Genomic DNA, 17,983 nt, shown 5'->3' with positions numbered 1-17,983 from the left:
CCGATCGCGCCGTGCCCGGGGCCCGCGTCAGAGGTCCAGGGTCAGCGTCACCGGCGCGTGGTCGGAGGGGCGCTCCCAGCCGCGCGCGTGGCGGGCCACGGCGACGTCCCGGACCGTGCCGGCGAGGTCGGGCGAGACCCAGGCGTGGTCGAGGCGGCGGCCCTTGTTGGCGGCGGCCCAGTCGGGCGAGCGGTAGCTCCACCACGTGTAGATCTTCTCCGGCTCCGGCACGAGCAGGCGGGCCGCGTCGACCCAGCCGGCCTCGCCCCGCAGGGTCTCGAGCGCTTGCGTCTCGACGGGGGTGTGGCTCACCACGTCGAGGAGCTGCTTGTGCGACCAGACGTCGTGCTCGAGCGGCGCCACGTTGAGGTCGCCCACCAGGATCGCCGGGCCGCCGGCCCGGCGCCCGCCCCAGGCGCGCAGATCGGCGAGGAAGTCGAGCTTGTGGCCGAATTTCGGGTTGAGGGCGCGGTCGGGCACGTCGCCGCCGGCCGGTACGTAGAAGTCGTGCAGCGCGATGCCGGCGGCCTTGCCGGCCTCCGGTCCCAGCACCGCCGAGATGTGGCGCGCGTCCTGGCGCTCGCAGAAGGCCATCACCTCGCGGGTCACGAGGGGGAAGCGCGAGAGGATCGCGACGCCGTTATAGCCCTTCTGGCCCGCGAACACGACGTGCTCGTAGCCGGACCCGCGCAGGGCCTTCAGCGGAAACGCGTCGTCCGGGCACTTCGTCTCCTGCAGGCAGAGCACGTCGGGCCGCGCCTCGGCGAGGAAGCGCAGGACCGAGTCGATGCGCAGGCGCACCGAGTTGATGTTCCAGGTGGTGACGGTGAGGCGCACGGCGTTCGGCTCGCGTGAGGCTGGAAAACGTTTAAAGGATCGTGCGCGCGTCGGCGCGGCGGGCCGGCATAGACCGGATCGCCGCCGCCGTCGCCGGGGAAATGCCGCGCCCGCGATTCGCGATCCGTGTCGGATCCGGCCTCGGGCGAGATCGAGGGACCGTCACGTGTCGCGCATCCGCTCCGCGCTCTTCAACGCCTACTGGGCCGGCTGGACCGCCCTGTTCATCCTGCCGCTGGCGGTGCTGGCCGCCCTCGGCGCGCCGGCGCGGCCGATCCGCGCCTTCACGCGCCTGTGGTCGCGGGGCATCCTGTTCGGCCTCGCGCGCATCGTCGGGCTGACCTACGTCGAGGAGGGCCGCGCCCGGATTCCGTCCGAGCCCTGCCTCATCGTCGCCAACCACCAATCGGCCTGGGAGACCCTGGCCTTCCTCGTGCTGGTGCCCAACGTCGCCATCGTGGCCAAGCGCGAGCTCGTGGCGATTCCCATCGTCGGCTGGTTCCTGCGCCGGTCGCCGATGATCATCATCGACCGGGCCAACGGCACACAGGCCCTGCGGGTGATGATCGACGAGAGCCGCGCGGCCATCGCGGACGGCCGCTCGGTGCTGATGTTCCCCGAGGGCACGCGCGGCGGCATCGCGGAGCCCGTGCAGTTCAAGCGCGGCGTCGAGCTGCTCTACGCCAAGCTGGGGTTGAGCGTACTCCCCGTGGCGGTCAATTCCGGCCTCTACTGGCCGCATGGCGGCGCCCGTCACCGGCCGGGCGCCGTGACGGTGAGCTACCTCGCGCCGCTGCCTCCGGGCCTGAGCGGACCCGAGTTCATGCGCGGCACGCAAGGGGCGATCGACGCCGAGCTCGACCGCTGGCGCCCGCCGGGCGCCCCGGAGACGGCCCTGAACGCCCAGGGGTGATAGGGGGCCCGCGGCCCTACGGCTCCAGTCCCTCGGCCTTGCGCTGGGCCGCGCGGCGGCGCTCGACACGGGCCACCGAGAAGATCGAGGCCTCGTAGAGCAGGAGCATCGGAATCGCGAGGGAGAGCTGCGAGATCACGTCCGGCGGCGTCAGCACGGCGGCGGCCACGAAGACGAGCACGATGGCGTAGCGGCGCTTCTCGCGCAGGAACGCGGTGTCGATGACGCCGATCTGCCCGAGCAATGTCAGGATCACGGGCAGCTGGAAGGCGATGCCGAAGGCGAAGATCAGCGTCATGATGAGCGAGAGATACTCGTCCACCTTCGGCAGGAGCGCGATCGTCGCCTCCCCCGGCTGGCCGATCTGTTGCAGCGAGACCGAGAACTGGATCAGCAGCGGCATCGCCAGGAAGAACACCACCAGCGCGCCGAGGACGAAGAACACCGGCGTCGCCACGAGGTAGGGCAGGAAGGCCTGGCGCTCGTTGCGGTACAGGCCCGGCGCCACGAAGGCGTAGATCTGCGTCGCGATGACCGGGAACGCCAGGAAGCCGGCGCCGAACACGCTGAGCTTGATGTTGGTGAACACCTGCTCGAGGAAGTGGGTCGCGATCAGCTTGGCGTTCTCGACGCCCACCACGGAGACGTAGGGGTAGACCAGCAGGTTGTAGATGTGCCGCGAGAAGAAGAAGCACGCGAAGAACATCACCACGAAGGCGGCCAGCGACTTGATCAGCCGCGCGCGCAATTCGATGAGATGGTCGAGGAGCGGGGCCCGCGAGGCTTCGATCTCGGCGTCGTCGGTCTCGTTGCTCATCGGCCGGAATCAAGCTCGGGTTTGGCGGGCGTCTCGGGACGGGGCGGCGCGACGGGACCGGGCGTGGTGGAACTCGGAGGGGTGAGCGGGTCGGCGCTCCAGGTATGGGTCGCGGGCGCGTCCGGCGCGGGCCGCGGGGGCAGGTCCGGCAGCGATTCCACGGAGGGGGCCGGCGGATGCGGCGCGGGCGCCGCGATCGTGTTCTCGCGATCCGCCAGCTGGTCGGCGACGTTGGCGAGCCCCTGCGTCGGCGACGGGGTGGTCTTCGTTTCGGCCCGGCCGTCGACCGCGCCCTTCAGCTCGTCGCGGATGGTCTGGACCGGGTTGAACACCGGTCCCATCGTGCCGGCCGATTTCTTGACGCCGTCCACCTCGCGGCGGATCTCGTCGAACTCGGCCTCGCGGATCGCCTCGTTGAACTGGGACTGAAATTCGCCGGCCATGCGGCGCATCTTGCCGGTGATCTGGCCCACCGTGCGCAGGGCCTTGGGCAGATCCTTCGGGCCGATGACGATGAGGGCGACGCCGCCGATCAGCATCACCTCGCCCCAACTCATGTCAAACATGGTGTCGACTGTCCCGCGGCCGTGCGCTGTCCATCAGCGGCGCGCTGCCCATCGCAGGTCGCGGCGGATTCCGCCAGACCCGTGACCGGCCGCAGCGCCCCATTTCGCGTTGCGCGCGTCAGACCACCTTGCGGTCGGCCGCAACCGTGTTGGCGGTGGCCGGCTCGCCCTGGTGCGGCAGCGTGCGCACGGGTTCGCCGGTGCTCGGCGGCGGCACGGCGGTGGCGGCCGGCGTCTCGTCCTCGGCCATGCCCTTCTTGAAGGCCTTGATGCCCTTGGCGACGTCGCCCATCAGGTCCGAGACCTTGCCGCGTCCGAACAGCAGCATCACGATGCCGGCGACGATGATCCAGTGCCAGATACTCATGCTGCCCATGGCAAACCTCCCGCGCTGCAACCCGAACCCTGCTGCGCCGTCTCGTGTGTCGATCAGGGGCGAACCTAAGGATCGGGCACACCGAGCACAAGAAGTGCGGGTAATTCCCCGCGCGTTCCGATCGCCGCAGCGCGGGCATGCAAGTTCGCGGCCCGGCGCCGGGTCATAGACCGGCGCGGCGCCGATGTCTCGCGATCGAGCCGCGTCACGGTGCGTCTGGATCAGGCGGCCAGCGACAGGGCGGCTGCGAAGCGGGCACGGGCCTCGCGCACGTCGAACGCCTCGGTGCTGGCGGGCAGGCGCGCCAGGGCGGCCTCGGCCCGGCGCAGGGCATCGCCGACGAGGAGCGGCGCGCCCTCGGCGACGCCGGACATCTCGTCCCGGTCGCCGTTACAATGCAGGCCGACATCGATCCCGGCGGTGAAGCACGCCTCGGTGCGGGTACGGAAGTCGCCCTGGAGGGCGTGCATCGAGAGGTCGTCGGTCATCAGGAGGCCGTCGAAACCGATGGCCCCCCGGATGACGTCGCGGATCACGATGGCCGATTGCGTCGCCGGGTGGGCTGGGTCCAGGGCGGTGAGGACCACGTGGGCGCTCATGGCCATGGGCAGGTCGGCGAGCGCCCGGAAGGGCACGAAATCCTGCGCGCTCAGGGATTCGAGGCTCGCCTCCACCACGGGCAGACCCTTGTGGCTGTCGCATCCGGCGCGGCCATGCCCGGGAATGTGCTTCATCACCGGCAGGACGCCGCCCTGCATCAGCCCTTCGGCCACCGCCCGGCCGATCTCGGCCACGCGCTCCGGCGCCGTGTCGTAGGCCCGGTCCCCGATCACGTCGTGGGCGCCCGCCACGGGCACGTCGAGGACGGGGGCGCAATCGACGTTGATGCCGACGCTGGTGAGATCATGGGCCATCAGTCGCGCGCCGAGGCGCGCGATGGTGGCGGCCGAGCCGTTGAGGCCGCCGAAACGCCGTCCCGCCGGGTAGGCCGGCCAATGCGGCGGACCCATGCGCTGCACCCGGCCGCCCTCCTGGTCGATCAGGATCGGCGCGTCGGCCCGCCCCACGGTGGCCCGCAGCGCATCCGTGAGCGCCCGGACCTCGTCGGGCGTGCCGATGTTGCGCTTGAAGAGGATGAAGCCCCAGGGCGCCACGTCGCGGAAGAAGGCGGCCTCCTGCGGCGAGAGGGTCTTGCCGGCGCAACCGAGGATCAGGGCACGGGAGGTCATGGCGGGGACGCGTCCTCGGAAGTGGACCGGGGGGCCGGCTCGCGGGAGCCGGCCCGGAATCATGGCGAATCGCGGTGTCGTGAATCGCTGCCGCATGGGGCCGGACCATGGTCCGACGGGCGGAGGCGGACGCGAGATCGGACGCGTGACCTTCCGGCCACAGGGAGCGGCTGCCCTCCCGCGCCCGGACCGGGTCACGTCACGGAACGCGGTCCGCCCTCGAACGGCGGGGCCGAAAAATCAGCGCGTCGAAAAATCAGTTCTTGGCCACGAAGCACTGGCCGCCCGCGCCCTGCAACTGGGTGCAGAGGTTCGAGGCCTCGGTCTTGCCCAGCGGTCCGACGCGGACGCGATAGATCGTCTTGCCGTTGACCTCGGCCTGACGGATCAGGGTGGGCTGGCCGGAGAGCTGGCTGTACTTGCCCTGCATCTGGCGGAAGGCGGCCTGGGCCTCGCCCTCGCTGGTGCGGACGCCGAGCTGGACGACGTAGCCGCCACCGCCCGAGACGGGCGCGGCCGTCACGGCGGGGGCCGGGCTGGCGATGGCGGAGGTCGCTTCCGGCGCGACGGCGGCGACGCGCTGCGGCGCCTTCACGCGCGGGGCCGGGGCGGGGGCGGGCTCGGTCGGCGTCGCGGCGGGCGCCTCGGCCACCGGCGTGGTGATCGCCGGCGGCGGAAGCCGGGTGGCGCGCTGGCGCAGGGAGCCGACCGCGGCACCGTCATTGGTGGCGCCCGGGAGGGTCATGGTCGGGATCACCGATGGCGGCGTCGCGGTCGTTTCGGCCGAGGCCTCGCGCTGGGGCGGCGGGGGCGGGGTGTCGGGCTTCACCGAGACGGTACGGACCCGGCGCGGCTCGCCGAGGGAATCCGCGAGTCCGCCCTGCGACGGCTGGCCTTGTGACGGTTGGACCTGGGCCGTCGGCGCGGCACTGCCCGGGGTGGCGCTGCCCTCCCCCGACCCCAGGGCCGCGCGGGCGGCCTGGGCGACGTCGAGGGGCTGCTCCTCGCGATTGACGATGCGGATCTGGCCGTCCTTGGCGGTGCGGTCGTAGATCTGTTTGTTCTGGTCCGGAATCTCGACGCCGTCGGCTTTCTGCGGCGCGATCTTCAGGGGTGCGGTGTCGGCCAGGATGGTCGGCACGCCGTTGCCGCCGCCATGGCTGCCGTGCAGGCCGCGCCAGGCGAGCGCGCCGGTCACGCACAGGGCGAGCACGCCGAGGCCGGCGCCGACCGAGACGAGACGGTTGCGCTGGCGCGGCCGCTCGAGGGGGCGGACCCGGGCGTCGGCATCGTTCGGCGCGAACTCGGCCGCGTTCGCATCCGGATACGGCCCCTGCCCGTCATGGTAGGCGCCGTGATCCACGGAGGCGAGGTACTGGTCGAAGGCGTCGGTCGGGGAGCCAGCCTGCGGCGGCGGGGCATAGGCTTGCGCCGGCTGCGCCGGTGCCTCCCCGAAGCTCGGCTCGACGCGCGCGCGCTGGGAGACGGCGTCGGCGCGGGCATCGCGGGCCTGGAGGAGGGCCCGGAAGGGATCGTCCTGCCCGACGATGCGGGCGAGTTCGGCCAGCGGATCGGCCTTCGCCTGTGGCTGGGCCTTCGGCGAGGGCTGGGGCTGCTGCAGATCCCGCGCGAAGGCGTCGAAATCGACCGTCGCTCGCGAAGCGTTCGTCGTCATGGCAGCATTCCTCTTCACGCCGAGATCACCTCACCGCATTTCGTCCGGCGCGGTGACGCCCAACACCGCGAGGCCGGAGGCGACGACGCCTCGCAAAGCCTCAACGAGGGCCAATCGAGCCCGTGTGGAGTTTCGGTCGTCAGGATTAATAAACCGTAATTGAGGCAAGTCTTTGCCCTTGTTCCACAAACCATGGAGCGCGCTGGCGAGTTCGTAGAGATAGAAAGCCACCCGGTGCGGTTCATGCGCGGTCGCCGCCGCCTCGATGACGCGGGGATACTGCGCGATCAGGCGCATGATCTCGATTTCGCCCGGATCGGTCAGCAGCCCGAGATCGGCCTCGCGCAGCAGGGCGGCCCGCGAAAAATCCGCGCCCGGCATCGCCTGCGCGGCCTGGCGGAAGACCGAGACGCAGCGCGCATGGGCGTATTGCACGTAGAAGACCGGGTTCTCCTTCGACTGCTCGACCACCTTGGCGAGGTCGAAATCCAGGGTGGCGTCGTTCTTCCGGTAGAGCATCATGAAGCGCACCGGGTCGCGCCCGACCTCGTCCACGACCTCGCGGAGCGTGATGAACTCGCCCGCGCGCTTCGACATCTTCACGGGCTCGCCCGCGCGCAACAGCCGCACCAGCTGGCACAGCTTCACGTCGAGGGTGGCTTGCCCGTCGCTCACCGCCTTCACCGCCGCCTGCATGCGCTTGACGTAGCCGCCATGGTCGGCGCCGAGCACGTCGATGAGGTCGGTCGCCCCGCGCGCGATCTTGTCCCGGTGATAGGCGATGTCGGAGGCGAAGTAGGTGAACGTGCCGTCCGATTTCAGCAGCGGCCGGTCGACGTCGTCGCCGAACTCGACGGTGCGGAACAGGGTCTGCTCGCGGTCCTCCCAATCCTCGGGCAACTGGCCCTTGGGCGGTGGCAGGCGCCCCTCGTAGACGAGGCCTTTCTCGCGAAGCTCGGCGAGGAGGGCCGGAACGATGTCCTTCAGGGTTGCTTCCGAGAAGAACACGTCGTGGTGGATGCCGAGGCGCGCCAGATCCGCCCGGATCAGGTCCATCATCGCGTCGATGGCGAAGGCCCGCACCGTGGGCAGCCATTCGGCTTCCGGTTGGTCGAGGAGCGCGCGGCCATGCGTCTCGGCGAGCTTGGCGCCCACCGGGACGAGGTAGTCGCCCGGATAGAGCCCCTCCGGCACCGGGCCGACGGGCTCGCCCAGGGCCTCGCGGTAGCGCAGGAAGGCGGAGCGGGCGAGCACGTCCACCTGCGCGCCCGCGTCGTTGATGTAGTATTCGCGCGTCACGTCGCGCCCGGCGGCGACCAGCAGGTTGGCCAGCGCGTCGCCGAACACCGCGCCGCGGCCATGGCCCACATGCATCGGACCGGTCGGGTTGGCCGAGACGTACTCGATGTTGACCCGGCCCCCCGGCATGGCGCCCCGCCCGAAGGCCTCGCCCTGCTCGAGCGCGGCCCGCACCACGTCGAGGAACATGCCCGGCGCCAGCCGCAGATTGATGAAGCCCGGTCCGGCGACGCTCGCCTCGCGCACGTCCGGGTCGTTCCGCAGAGCGGCCGCCAGGGTCTCGCCCAGCGCCTTCGGGTTGGTCCTGGCCTCCTTGGCCAGCACCAGGGCGGCATTGGTGGCCAGATCCCCGTGGCTCGGATCGCGCGGCGGCTCCACCACCACGCGGGCGAGGTCGAGCCCCTCGGGCAGCTGCCCGGACTGGATGAGGCCCTGCACGGCCGCGCGGACGCGGGCCTCGAAGGTGACGAAGATGTTCATGGCACGCTACGAATCCGCTTCAGGGGCCTGTCCGGCGCGGGGGCTGCGTCCCGTGGGGGGCGATCGCCCGCCCGGTGACGTCTCCCGCAAGGCCGCTTGGCCCGCCTGCTTGAGGGCGGGGCATAGCAAGGGCGCCCGCGCGAGTCACGGTGAGCCTCGCCGGCCCGCCTCCTGAAGCGTTCCTTGAGAAGCAGGGTTACCGATGGCTTGGGGCGATCGCGGAGTTTTTCGGAATCGCCGTGACGACGCGTTCGGCGTGATGCGGGAGGGCCGGCTCGGAGGGCCGATTCGCTAAAATTGTACGGATCGACTTCAGCGCGGGACAGGCCCCCGCGCGGCACGGTGACGGCGTTGGACCTGGGGACGCCGCCATGGGCAGGACGAAGACGATCGCGCTGGCACTTCTCGCGGCCCTGGCCGCGGTGACCGCGAGCGCATCCGCGAGCGGGGCCCAGACCCTGGCAGCGCTGCCGGTCGTCTCCCCCTCGGCGCAGCCCCTGAACGAGGCCAAGCCCCTCGCGGCCTGGGCCGCCTTCTGCCAGCGCTATGCCTCCGAATGCGCCATCGACCGCAACGAACCCCCTCGCATCACCCTCACCCCCGCCATCTGGGCCACCATCGCGGCGGTGAACCGCCGCGTGAACAAGTCCCTGGCTCCGATCACCGACCAGGAGCATTGGGGCGTGCCGGACCGCTGGGACCTCGCCGAGGACGGCGCCGGCGATTGCGAGGATTACCAGCTCCTCAAGCGCAAGCTCCTGGCCGAGGCCGGGTTGCCGCGCCGGGCGATGCGGATGACCGTGGTCATCGACGAGAAGGGCGAGGGCCATGCCGTGCTGACCCTGGTCACGGATCGCGGCGACTTCATCCTCGACAACAAGGTGAACGAGGTCCTGGCCTGGCACCGGACCGGCTACGTCTTCATCAAGCGGGAATCGGCCGACACGGTGGCATGGGTCTCGCTTGGCGGCGTCACCTCGCCGACGATGACCGCCAACCGCTAGGTTCGGCGCCCGGTGCGGGCTGCCCGCGGCACGGTGCGTGACACAAAAACATCATGCTGCCGCGGGGAACCTTATCCCCTCCTCCCGGGTTAACGAGGGTTTAACTTTCCGATTGAGCCTCGTCCGCTCCCGTGCAACCTTCGTCCTCTCACGAGAGACGGCAGGGCGACCGGCATGCGGCACGCGATTCTGCGAAGCGTTGATGGGCTCCCGTCCCTCTGGGGACACGACACCCTCTGGCGACGGCTCGGCCGCACGATGCAGCTCTCGCTGGTGGGCTCGATCCTGCTGCTCGGCGGCGCGACCACCGAGGCCCAGACCGTCGCGGCCCTGCCCGATGCGCCGAAGCTCGAGGAAGGCCCGCCCGCCCGTCCGGTCGCCGCCTGGACCGCCTTCTGCGCGCGGATGCCGGCCGAATGCGCGGTGGACACGAAGGAGCCGGCCGTCATCACCCTGACGCCGCGCATCCGCGACCTGATCAGCCGGGTGAACCGCCGGGTGAACGCCCGGATCAAGCCGATCACCGACCTCGCCCATTGGGGCGTGGTGGACCGGTGGGACTATCCCGACGACGGCTTCGGCGATTGCGAGGATTACCAGCTCCTCAAGCGCCGGATGCTGGTGGAGCGCGGCCTGCCGCGCCGGGCCCTGCGCATGACGGTGGTGATCGACGAGATCGGCGAGGGCCACGCGGTCCTGATGGTCCGCACCGACCGGGGCGACCTCATCCTCGACAACAAGACCAATGCCGTCCTGTCCGGCCCGCGCACGGGCTACACCTTCATCAAGCGCGAGGGGCAGGACGGCCTCGCCTGGGTCACCCTCGACGGCGGGGCCTCGCCGGTGGCCACCGCCAACCGCTGACGGTCCGATCGAGGTTCGGGGGACGGCCCGCCGTCGCGCGGGCCGATCTCGCTCGAGGCGGCCTCGTCCGATCCGGTCTTCAGACGCCCGCGATCAGGTGCGCGAGGTCGAGGGCGACGCGGCCCGACATCAGGCTCCAGCCGCAGGCGATCATCGTGGCGATCATCACGAACGGGATCGGGCGGCGCTCCAGGCGGCGGCCCCGCACGGTGTTGCGCAGGATGATGAAGGGCGCGCCGAAGGCCAGCATGGGCAGGGCCGCCACGGCGGTGACGCCGCCGCGCTCGAGCAGGCTGAAGCTGGCGCGGCGCGTGGTGAACAGCTCGAACGCGCTGGCCAGGAGGCCCGACAGGGCGAGGCCGACGCAGAGGGTCTGGAGGGAGTCGAGGGCCGAGGGGCTGAGGGTCATGACGCGAACGCTCCACCATCGAGAGGCGATGTGGCCTGCACTCTGCCGCGTCGTTTACGAAACGTTAAGGCTTTCCTGCCGTCAGGGTTAAATCCGCGCACAGGTCCGTGCGGTGGACGAGCGCCCACCGCAACACCGCGCCTCGATCAGGACTCGAGCCTCGATCAAGATTTGCGCCTCGATCCCGACCTGTCTCTCAATCCTCGAGGTCGATGTCGAGGATCGCCATGGCGAAGTTGAAGGAGCGGTCGCCGTCCTCGTCGTCCACCGAGACCACGCCGAGGAATTCCTCGCCGATATAGACCTCGGCCGAATCGTCCTTCTTGGGGCGGGGCACGAGGCGGATGTTGGTGTTGGCGAAGGTCCGGCGGAGGTAGTCCTGCACCTTCACGATGTCTGTCTTGTTCACGCTGGTCGCCTCTCGCGTTGGGATTGAGGGTGTCCGGAGGGTCGGGCGGCGCGCGGCGGCCTGGGCCTGCCGGGCGCGGCCATCGGCCGGGCTGGCACCCGCTTGCCACGCCCTCGGAGGATCGGCAAGCCGGAGCCGGCGCGGGCGGGCGATGCCGTCAGATGCCCTCGGCGATATGGATGAACTGGTCCATGCCGACGAGCTGGTCCATGGCGCGCGCGGGCTCGGCGCAGCCGGCGGTGCCCACCACGCGCGCCGGCACGCCCACCACCGTGGTGTTGGCCGGAACGGGGCGCAGCACCACCGAGCCGGCGGCGATGCGCGCGCAGGCCCCCACCTCGATGTTGCCCAGGATCTTGGCGCCGGCGCCGATCATCACGCCGTGCCGGATCTTCGGATGGCGGTCGCTGCCCTGCTTGCCCGTGCCGCCGAGGGTCACGGCGTGCAGGATCGAGACGTCGTCCTCGACCACCGCCGTGGAGCCGACCACGAGCCCGGTGGCGTGGTCGAGGAAGATGCCGCGCCCGATCCGGGCCTGCGGGTGGATGTCGGTCTGGAACACCTCCGAGGATCGGCTCTGGAGGTAGAGCGCGAGGTCGCGCCGGCCTTCCGCCCAGTACCAATGCGCGAGGCGATGCGCCTGGATGGCGTGGAAGCCCTTGAAGTACAGCACCGGCTCGATCGCCCGGCTGGTGGCCGGGTCGCGGTCGAGCACCGCCGCGATGTCGGCCCGGAAATCCTGGCCGAGACTCGGCTCGGCGCCGATCGCCTCGAAGAAGCCGTGGGCGATGAGTTCGGCCGGCAGCGAGGCGTGCCCGAGCCGTGCCGCGACCCGGTGCGCCACGGCGCCCTCGAGGGTGGTGTGATTGAGGATCGTCGCCACGATGAAGGACGCGAGCTGCGGCTCCTCGCGCACGATCGCCTCGGCCTCGGCCCGCAGGCGCGCCCAGATCGGATCGCAGGTCGCGACCGGCTCGGTGCCCTTGAGGGGGATCGGGGATGGGCTGGCGGACATCGGGTCCTCCTCTGGGCCGGGCTCGTCTCGCTGGTCTCGGCGGGGGGCGCCGCATCCGATAGCGATTTCGCGACCGCGACGAAACATCGGGGCGGAAACTTAACGAAGGAACCCCTGCAACGCACGGCGCTTCGGAGATGTTTCGCCTCGATTTCGGGATCCCGGCAGGCCGGAACGATCGCCCGCCGGATCTCCTAGCGTGGGGTTCGCGCCGCGGCGGATCAAGGGTGGACCGAGGGCCGGCGGACCCGCCGGCGCCGGTCAGGCGCTGCGCCGGTGGTCGAGCTCACCGAAGCGGGCCTCGATCGCGTCGGCGAGGCGATCGACCATGGCGTCGACGGGAATGTCCGAGGTGTCGACCACCGACGAGGCGCGGGCATAGAGCGGCTCGCGGCTGGCGAGCACGGCCCGCAATTCCTGCATCGCCGAGGGGTGGTCGCCGGTGGTGGCGAGGTCGCCCTGGTCGCGCACGCGCTGCATGTGCTCCTCGGGGCGGGCCCGCAGCCAGATGGTGAAGAAGGCCTGCAGCAGCAGGTCGTAGGTCAGGGGCTCGGCCACGATGCCGCCGCTGGTGGCGAGCACCAGGGGGCCGGGATGCTCGGTGAGGCGGCGCAGGGCCGCCTGTTCCAGCCGGCGATAGCCTTCCTGACCGTAGATCGCGAAGATCTCCTTCACCGAGAGTGCGTTCTCCCGCTCGATCTCGGCGTTGAGTTCGACGAAGGTCCAGCCGAGGCGATCGGCGACCCGGCGTCCGAGGGTCGACTTGCCGGCGCCGCGCAGGCCGATCACCGCGACCCGCGGCTGAGGCGTCCCGCCATCGACCGCGGATTGCCCGGACAGGATACCCTTGGCGAGGGCGACCTGCTCGGGGGAGGCGTTCGCCAGCAGGTCCCGGATCACGTGCCAGTCCGGCATCGTGTCGTGTCCGGCGATCATGTCGTCGAGGCGCACGCCCATGGCGTTGGCCACCCGGCGCAGCAGGATGATCGAGACGTTGCCCTGCCCGCTTTCGAGCTGCGCGATGTAGCGCTCCGACAGGCCGGACGTCTGCGAGAGGAGCTTGCGGGAAAGGCCGCGCACAGTTCGGGCGTGACGAACCCGCCGGCCGAGATCAGCCAGGAAGGTCGATTCTTGTTCTACCGCGCCGGCCATGCCGTCGTTCGCTTCCTCGATAGGCGCCCGGAGCGTGTGCTCGTGCGCAGGGTACTACACAACGGTCGGCGTCCAGGACAGGAATGACTCCGGGCCTGGAAGTATTTTACCGAGACGGGTGTGCGACCCGCCTTGGAAAACAACTTCCGAACCGGTCGCTGTTGGAATACAACTTCTCATCTAAGACTGCGACGCCCCGTCGAAACGGACCACATCGTGTCGCTTTGCATTGCACCATGTGAGACGCGCCGCGTCTCGGCGCAAGCCGTCCGGGTCCCACGAAGCGGTGGAAAAAATGAGCATTTCACCGGGAGGCCCGCGCAAAACCGCGTCGACCGGCCCTGGAATCGTCGGCGCGAGGCGCACGGAATCGCCCGATGGACGACGCCTCGCGCTCTTCCCGCGCGGCTCCCGAGGTCCGATGCCTATTGGGCCGGCGGCAGGGCCGAGGCTTCGAGAACGGTGCCGGGAGTCGTGGTCTTCTTCGCGACGATTGGCCGCCCGACGGCCGCCAGGGCCAGGGCCAGGGCGGAAGGACGGCGCGGCGGCAGCGGCACCTCGATCGACGCGCTGAAGACGGCGTCGACCTCGGTGGCGGCCGGGGCCACCGCCGGGACGATGCCGGGGGTCGGGCTGATCGAGGGGGTGGCCGCGATGCCGGGCGCCGCATTCTGCGCGGGCATCGGGCCCGGTGTGGCGGCCGCGACCTCGATGCTGCCGAGGCCTGCCAGGGAGGACGGCCGGCGCGGCGGCAGCGGGACCTCTACCAGTTCCGTCGGAACGCCGTTCGCGGCGGGGCTCGGCGCGTAGGCGAGCGCGGTGTTGGCGGCGGCGACGGCCGGGCCGCCGGCCCGTGCGAAGACGCTGCCGAAGGCCTCGCCGGATTTCGGGGTCTCGACGTCGTCGGGGACGTTGGTCTCGATGCCGAGACGCTTGGCGGCGTAGTAGTAGCCGCGATTGTAGAAACCGTAGGCCCGGGCGATGTCGCCCTTGGCGGCGCGATAGGCACCCGCGAGATAGGCGATGCCGTAGCGCAGGTTCACGCGCGGATCGAACAGTCCGGCCGCATCGCCCTGGTAGCCGAGGCCGCGGGCCGTGGCATGCTTGATCTGCATCAGGCCGAGGGCGCTGCCGCCCTTGGCGTTCGGGTTGTAGTTGCTCTCGCGCTTCACGACCTGATGGACGAAGCTCGAGGGGACGCCGTTGGCCTTGGCCTGCTCCTCGATCAGCGCGTCGATGTTGTCGCGGGCCGCGGAACCCTGCGCGGTCGCCTCGCCCGGCACGAGAACCCGGCAGGGTACGGCGAGGGCGATGAATGCGAGGAGCAGGAGGCGCTGGTTCATACGAAGACCCGGATCGTCCTTGTTCTTGAACGGTCAAGGTCCGGTCGAATTGCGGCCGGAAAGCGGCTCCGGGCGGGGAAGCCTGACCGTTTCCCCACGTGCTGTGGCGCACATGGCACAGGTGCGGTCCGCGTTTCCCGATTGTGTCGGGCACGATTCTCCAATGTTGCCAACGGTCTCGCGCGACGGCGCGGGGGACCCGGAGCGGCGTCGCGTCAGCGCCGCAAAATGAATTCGGCGACGCCCTTCGCGAACCCGTCCGCGTCGTTTCCGTCCGTGACGGCCCGCGCCTTCGCCCGAACCGCCGGCGCGGCATTACCCATGGCCACCGAGAAGCCGCTGCGCCCGAACATCGGCACGTCGTTCCCCGCATCGCCGAAGGTGGCGATGCGCGACCGGTCGATGCCGAGATGCCGGCTCATGGCATCGACGAAACCCGCCTTGCCGGCGCCCGGCGGGGTGATGTCGAGGTAGTAGGCCTGCGAGCGGTGGACGTCGGCGCGCGGCCCCAGGGCGGCGGCGACCGTGGATTCGCAGGTCTCGAGATGGACCGGATCGGCGCTGACGCCGACGATCTTGGCGGCCCGGTCCAGGAGGGGCGCGAGATCCGTCGTCACGTTCGGCTCGGTGCGCAGGGTCCGGCGCTCGACATCCGTGTAGGGCCCGTGCGGGTCGGTCAGGTTCCACTGGCCGTCGGCGAAGACCCAGATGTCGAGGCCGGCCTCGGCGAGGAGCCGCACCGCCGCGCGCGCGGCCTCGGCCGGAATCAGGACCTCGGACAGGATCGCCAGGTCGGGCGCCACCAGGGTGCTGCCGTTGAAGGCGCCCATGGGCAGGGTCAGGCCGAGTTCCGCCGCCAGGGGCTTCAGGCCGATGGGCGGACGGCTCGACGCGATGGTGAAACCGATGCCCGCATCCACCAACCGGCGCACGGCGGCCACCGTCGCCGGCGTCAGCCGCTTGTCGGAGGTGACCAGGGTGCCGTCCACGTCCGAGATCACCAGGGCGATGTCGGCGGGCGGTTCGGGCGTCGGGGCGGCGTGGGTCATGCGGGGGTTCGGGGCTCCTGTGCGCCCTCCCCCAATCCCAGCCGGGCCGCGATCGTTGCGGCGATGGCCTCCGGCGCGGCATCGATGCGCACCGAAACCGCGTCCTCCTCCGGGGCCGGCGGCTCCAGGATCGCGAATTGCGTATCGAGCAGGGTCGCGGGCATGAAGTGCCCCCGGCGCTCCGCGAGACGCCGCTCGATCAGGTCGCGGTCTCCGTCGAGATAGACGATCCGCACCGCGTCGCGCCTCCGCACCAGCACATCGCGATAGGCCCGGCGCAGGGCCGAGCAGACCACGACACCGGGCTCGTGCCGCTGCAGCCGCGTGTCGATCCAGGCTCCGATCGCGGCGAGCCACGGCGCGCGGTCGTCGTCGTCGAGGGGGTGCCCGGCCCGCATCTTGGCGACGTGCTCGGGGCTGTGGAAGCTGTCGCCGTCGACGAAGGTCCAGCCGAGCCGCTCGGCGAGACAGGCGGCCACCGTGCTCTTGCCGGACCCGGACACCCCCATCACCACGAGGATTCCGGGACGGCGGCCCAGTGCCGGCCTGCTGCCCGGTGCCGGTCCCTCGTCCGATCCCGGATTCGCGCCTGACGACATCACGCCTCCCCTATCCGCGAGCCTCGACGCCGGAACGGCGCCGGATACGCGTCTTTAGCAGGCTTCGAACCGGTGGGCTTCGGCCCGCGCGGCGGCTTGGCGGCCCGGTCTCAGGATGCGGTCGACCCGGGTTGGACGGGGTTCAGCACCCGCTCGCGCAGGCGCTGCGGGCCGAGCGTCATCGCGAAGAAGTCGTAGTATCCGCGCTGGTCGTTGGCGAGGAGGAACTGGAAGTGCATCCGGAAGGGGCGCCAGCGCACCTTCGTGTAGGTCTCCGCGCTGATGATCTCGCGGAACCGGGCCGAGCGCACCAGGGGGTTGGCGGGCGGTTGGCCTCGCAGGTCGAGCGCCAGGTGCGCGACGGGATTGAAGCCGGGAAAGTTCATCCAGTCCTGCGGCGCCTGGAAATCGACCCAGACGAGGCGGCGCGAGGCGACCAGGGCCGCGATCTCGCCGCGCAGGCGCGCGGCGCGCGGTTGCAGCGCCACCAGCGGCAATCCGGAGCCGAGGGTGACGAGGGCGAACGTGGTGGCGCCGCGTCCGGGGGCGGGGTCTCCGACGGCGGTGTCGCCGAGGTTCGGATCGCGCGCGAGGAGCCGGGCGACCACTTCCACCGCCGTCAGGGCGCCCGAGGAATGGCCGAGGATCACGATCTCGTCGGGGATGTCGCCGCTGGCCGCGAACGCCGCCTGCCGCGCCAGGATGTGGTCGGCGAAGACATCGAGGCGGCGCTCGTAATCGGGGCGCCGGCCCTGTCCATGCTGCCAGTTGAAGACCCAGTCGTTCAGCAGCTGCCAGAAGAAGATCCGGTTGAGGAGCGCCTCCATCGCCTTGACCCAGGCGAGGCCGATGACGAGCCCGGCCGGAAGCGTGATCCAGAGCGGCCAGCCGAGGCTGTGCCCGAAGGCCGTTCCGAGATGGGCATGGACGAAGGCGGCGATGCCGAGCGTGCACAGGGCGAGGAGCACGACCATGACCAGCGGGTAGAGGATGACGTTGCCGTACTTCCAGTTCAGCCGGTAGAACCGCACCATCAGGCCCGTCGCGATGGTCTGGAGCGTGCCCAGCACCAGGAGGGCGACGCTGACGAGGCGCAGGCGCCGGAAGTCGGTCCGGACGATGTCGTCCCAGAGGAGGACGTCGTAGGTGGTCTCGGCGCCCTGGGTCTCGGGCTGCGCCGCCACGCGCCAGCTCTGCACCGTCTCGTCCGCGTTCATCGTCGCGCGGGAGATGCTCCGTTTGGGTTCGGAAAAGCGCTTCGCGTAACGCGTCAGTTCGCGCACGAACAGCATCCGGTATCGGCTGCTGCCCTCCGGGTCGTAACCCGGCACGTAATAGATGTGCCGCCGCTTGACCGCGCCGGGTACGCCATCCGCCAAGCCGGGCGGAGTATAGTCAAACGACGATGTCATGGAGTCCGATGCGCCGGAAAATCAGGTCTCGGAAGCCGATCGATCCGAGCGCAACGAGAACGCATATCGGGTTGCTTCGTTCAAGTGGTCTTAAAGTTGATGATCGCTCGGGACAATGGTGGGTAATGGGGATGACGTCCGGTTTCCGTCCGCTCCGCGCCGGACTGTGACCCCACCGCCACGGACAGGGCCACGTCGATGGTCTAGGCAGCCAATGAGAGAAACCGACAGGCAACCCTGCATGCGCGCACTTCCTCTGGCCCTCAGCACCGCCTTGGCGGTGTCGGGCTGCACGTCGCTCCTGCCTGCGGCCGGTCCGACGACCGGTGCGGTGATCGACGGGGCCGACGTCTCGACGAGCGAGGGCACCTTCGCGCGCTACGAGATCGTCGACCTGTCGGCCGCCACGGTGGAAGCCCTGCGCGGCCGCGCCCTGGACAGCCTGCTGGCCTCCTTCGGCGACAAGCGCCAGGCCCTCGAGCCCGTCATCGGGGTCGGCGACTTCGTGGCCGTCTCGGTCTGGGAGGCCGGCTCC

The 17,983-nt window shown here is 70.6% G+C and carries 18 protein-coding genes and 1 pseudogene; 4 read left to right on the top strand and 15 right to left on the bottom strand.

Annotated features, from left to right (window positions below):
- Window positions 1-27 precede the first annotated feature (27 nt).
- Window positions 28-837: an exodeoxyribonuclease III gene (xth, locus tag MKK54_RS03720; protein WP_244009226.1), complete on the bottom strand. Its 810-nt coding sequence runs from the start codon at window positions 835-837 to the stop codon at window positions 28-30.
- A 166-nt stretch (window positions 838-1,003) separates the two neighbouring features.
- Between xth and MKK54_RS03715 the strand changes: the two genes are divergently transcribed.
- Window positions 1,004-1,750, top strand: a complete 747-nt coding sequence (locus MKK54_RS03715; RefSeq protein ID WP_244009224.1) for a lysophospholipid acyltransferase family protein — start codon at window positions 1,004-1,006, stop codon at window positions 1,748-1,750.
- 16 nt (window positions 1,751-1,766) lie between these two features.
- On the opposite strand, the gene tatC is transcribed toward MKK54_RS03715, so the two are convergent.
- The 6 genes from tatC to argS all read right to left on the bottom strand — a co-directional run bounded on the left by tatC (window position 1,767) and on the right by argS (window position 8,192).
- Window positions 1,767-2,567, bottom strand: a complete 801-nt coding sequence (tatC, locus tag MKK54_RS03710; RefSeq protein ID WP_244009223.1) for a twin-arginine translocase subunit TatC — start codon at window positions 2,565-2,567, stop codon at window positions 1,767-1,769.
- Window positions 2,564-3,133 (bottom strand): Sec-independent protein translocase protein TatB, encoded by a 570-nt coding sequence (gene tatB / locus MKK54_RS03705; RefSeq protein WP_244009221.1) that lies wholly within the window; start codon window positions 3,131-3,133, stop codon window positions 2,564-2,566. The genes tatC and tatB overlap by 4 nt, the downstream gene beginning before the upstream one ends.
- A 118-nt stretch (window positions 3,134-3,251) precedes the next feature.
- On the bottom strand, window positions 3,252-3,509 hold the full coding sequence (locus MKK54_RS03700) for a twin-arginine translocase TatA/TatE family subunit (RefSeq protein ID WP_244009219.1): 258 nt from the start codon (window positions 3,507-3,509) through the stop codon (window positions 3,252-3,254).
- Between the two features lie 221 nt (window positions 3,510-3,730).
- A complete protein-coding gene (gene nagZ, locus MKK54_RS03695; protein ID WP_244009218.1) occupies window positions 3,731-4,738 on the bottom strand; it encodes a beta-N-acetylhexosaminidase in 1,008 nt (335 codons plus the stop codon).
- A gap of 256 nt (window positions 4,739-4,994) precedes the next feature.
- Entirely contained in the window at window positions 4,995-6,413 is a 1,419-nt protein-coding gene (locus tag MKK54_RS03690) for an SPOR domain-containing protein (protein ID WP_244009217.1), read from the bottom strand.
- A 30-nt stretch (window positions 6,414-6,443) separates the two neighbouring features.
- Window positions 6,444-8,192, bottom strand: coding sequence for an arginine--tRNA ligase (argS, locus tag MKK54_RS03685; protein ID WP_244009216.1), 1,749 nt, complete (start codon window positions 8,190-8,192; stop codon window positions 6,444-6,446).
- Between the two features lie 371 nt (window positions 8,193-8,563).
- Here argS and MKK54_RS03680 point away from each other — a divergent pair, with 371 nt between their 5' ends.
- Window positions 8,564-9,196: a transglutaminase-like cysteine peptidase gene (locus tag MKK54_RS03680; protein ID WP_244009215.1), complete on the top strand. Its 633-nt coding sequence runs from the start codon at window positions 8,564-8,566 to the stop codon at window positions 9,194-9,196.
- 174 nt (window positions 9,197-9,370) lie between these two features.
- Window positions 9,371-10,060: a transglutaminase-like cysteine peptidase gene (locus MKK54_RS03675; RefSeq protein WP_244009214.1), complete on the top strand. Its 690-nt coding sequence runs from the start codon at window positions 9,371-9,373 to the stop codon at window positions 10,058-10,060.
- Window positions 10,061-10,139: 79 nt separating this feature from the next.
- On the opposite strand, the gene MKK54_RS03670 is transcribed toward MKK54_RS03675, so the two are convergent.
- From MKK54_RS03670 to MKK54_RS03635, 8 genes are all read right to left on the bottom strand, one after another.
- A complete protein-coding gene (locus MKK54_RS03670; RefSeq protein WP_244009213.1) occupies window positions 10,140-10,469 on the bottom strand; it encodes a DUF6949 family protein in 330 nt (109 codons plus the stop codon).
- Between the two features lie 196 nt (window positions 10,470-10,665).
- Window positions 10,666-10,878, bottom strand: a complete 213-nt coding sequence (locus MKK54_RS03665) for a DUF3126 family protein (protein ID WP_055950709.1) — start codon at window positions 10,876-10,878, stop codon at window positions 10,666-10,668.
- A gap of 157 nt (window positions 10,879-11,035) precedes the next feature.
- A complete protein-coding gene (gene cysE, locus MKK54_RS03660; protein WP_244009212.1) occupies window positions 11,036-11,893 on the bottom strand; it encodes a serine O-acetyltransferase in 858 nt (285 codons plus the stop codon).
- A gap of 261 nt (window positions 11,894-12,154) precedes the next feature.
- Window positions 12,155-13,066: a helix-turn-helix transcriptional regulator gene (locus MKK54_RS03655; protein ID WP_313898372.1), complete on the bottom strand. Its 912-nt coding sequence runs from the start codon at window positions 13,064-13,066 to the stop codon at window positions 12,155-12,157.
- A gap of 404 nt (window positions 13,067-13,470) precedes the next feature.
- The gene (locus tag MKK54_RS03650) at window positions 13,471-14,388 is read right to left on the bottom strand and encodes a lytic transglycosylase domain-containing protein (protein ID WP_244009208.1); all 918 of its coding nucleotides are present in this window, start codon (window positions 14,386-14,388) and stop codon (window positions 13,471-13,473) included.
- A gap of 215 nt (window positions 14,389-14,603) precedes the next feature.
- Window positions 14,604-15,437: a Cof-type HAD-IIB family hydrolase gene (locus MKK54_RS03645; RefSeq protein ID WP_244009206.1), complete on the bottom strand. Its 834-nt coding sequence runs from the start codon at window positions 15,435-15,437 to the stop codon at window positions 14,604-14,606.
- Window positions 15,434-15,946: a gluconokinase gene (locus MKK54_RS03640; RefSeq protein ID WP_244009261.1), complete on the bottom strand. Its 513-nt coding sequence runs from the start codon at window positions 15,944-15,946 to the stop codon at window positions 15,434-15,436. The genes MKK54_RS03645 and MKK54_RS03640 overlap by 4 nt, the downstream gene beginning before the upstream one ends.
- A gap of 200 nt (window positions 15,947-16,146) precedes the next feature.
- Entirely contained in the window at window positions 16,147-17,448 is a 1,302-nt protein-coding gene (locus MKK54_RS03635) for an alpha/beta hydrolase (RefSeq protein WP_244009204.1), read from the bottom strand.
- Window positions 17,449-17,689: 241 nt separating this feature from the next.
- Between MKK54_RS03635 and MKK54_RS03630 the strand changes: the two are divergent.
- A pseudogene (locus MKK54_RS03630) lies at window positions 17,690-17,983 on the top strand (sugar transporter); the annotation flags it as partial.

Origin of the sequence: Methylobacterium sp. J-068, assembly GCF_022829445.1 — a bacterium.
In the GTDB taxonomy this organism is placed as follows: domain Bacteria; phylum Pseudomonadota; class Alphaproteobacteria; order Rhizobiales; family Beijerinckiaceae; genus Methylobacterium.
This window is presented reverse-complemented; position numbering and strand designations above follow the sequence as displayed.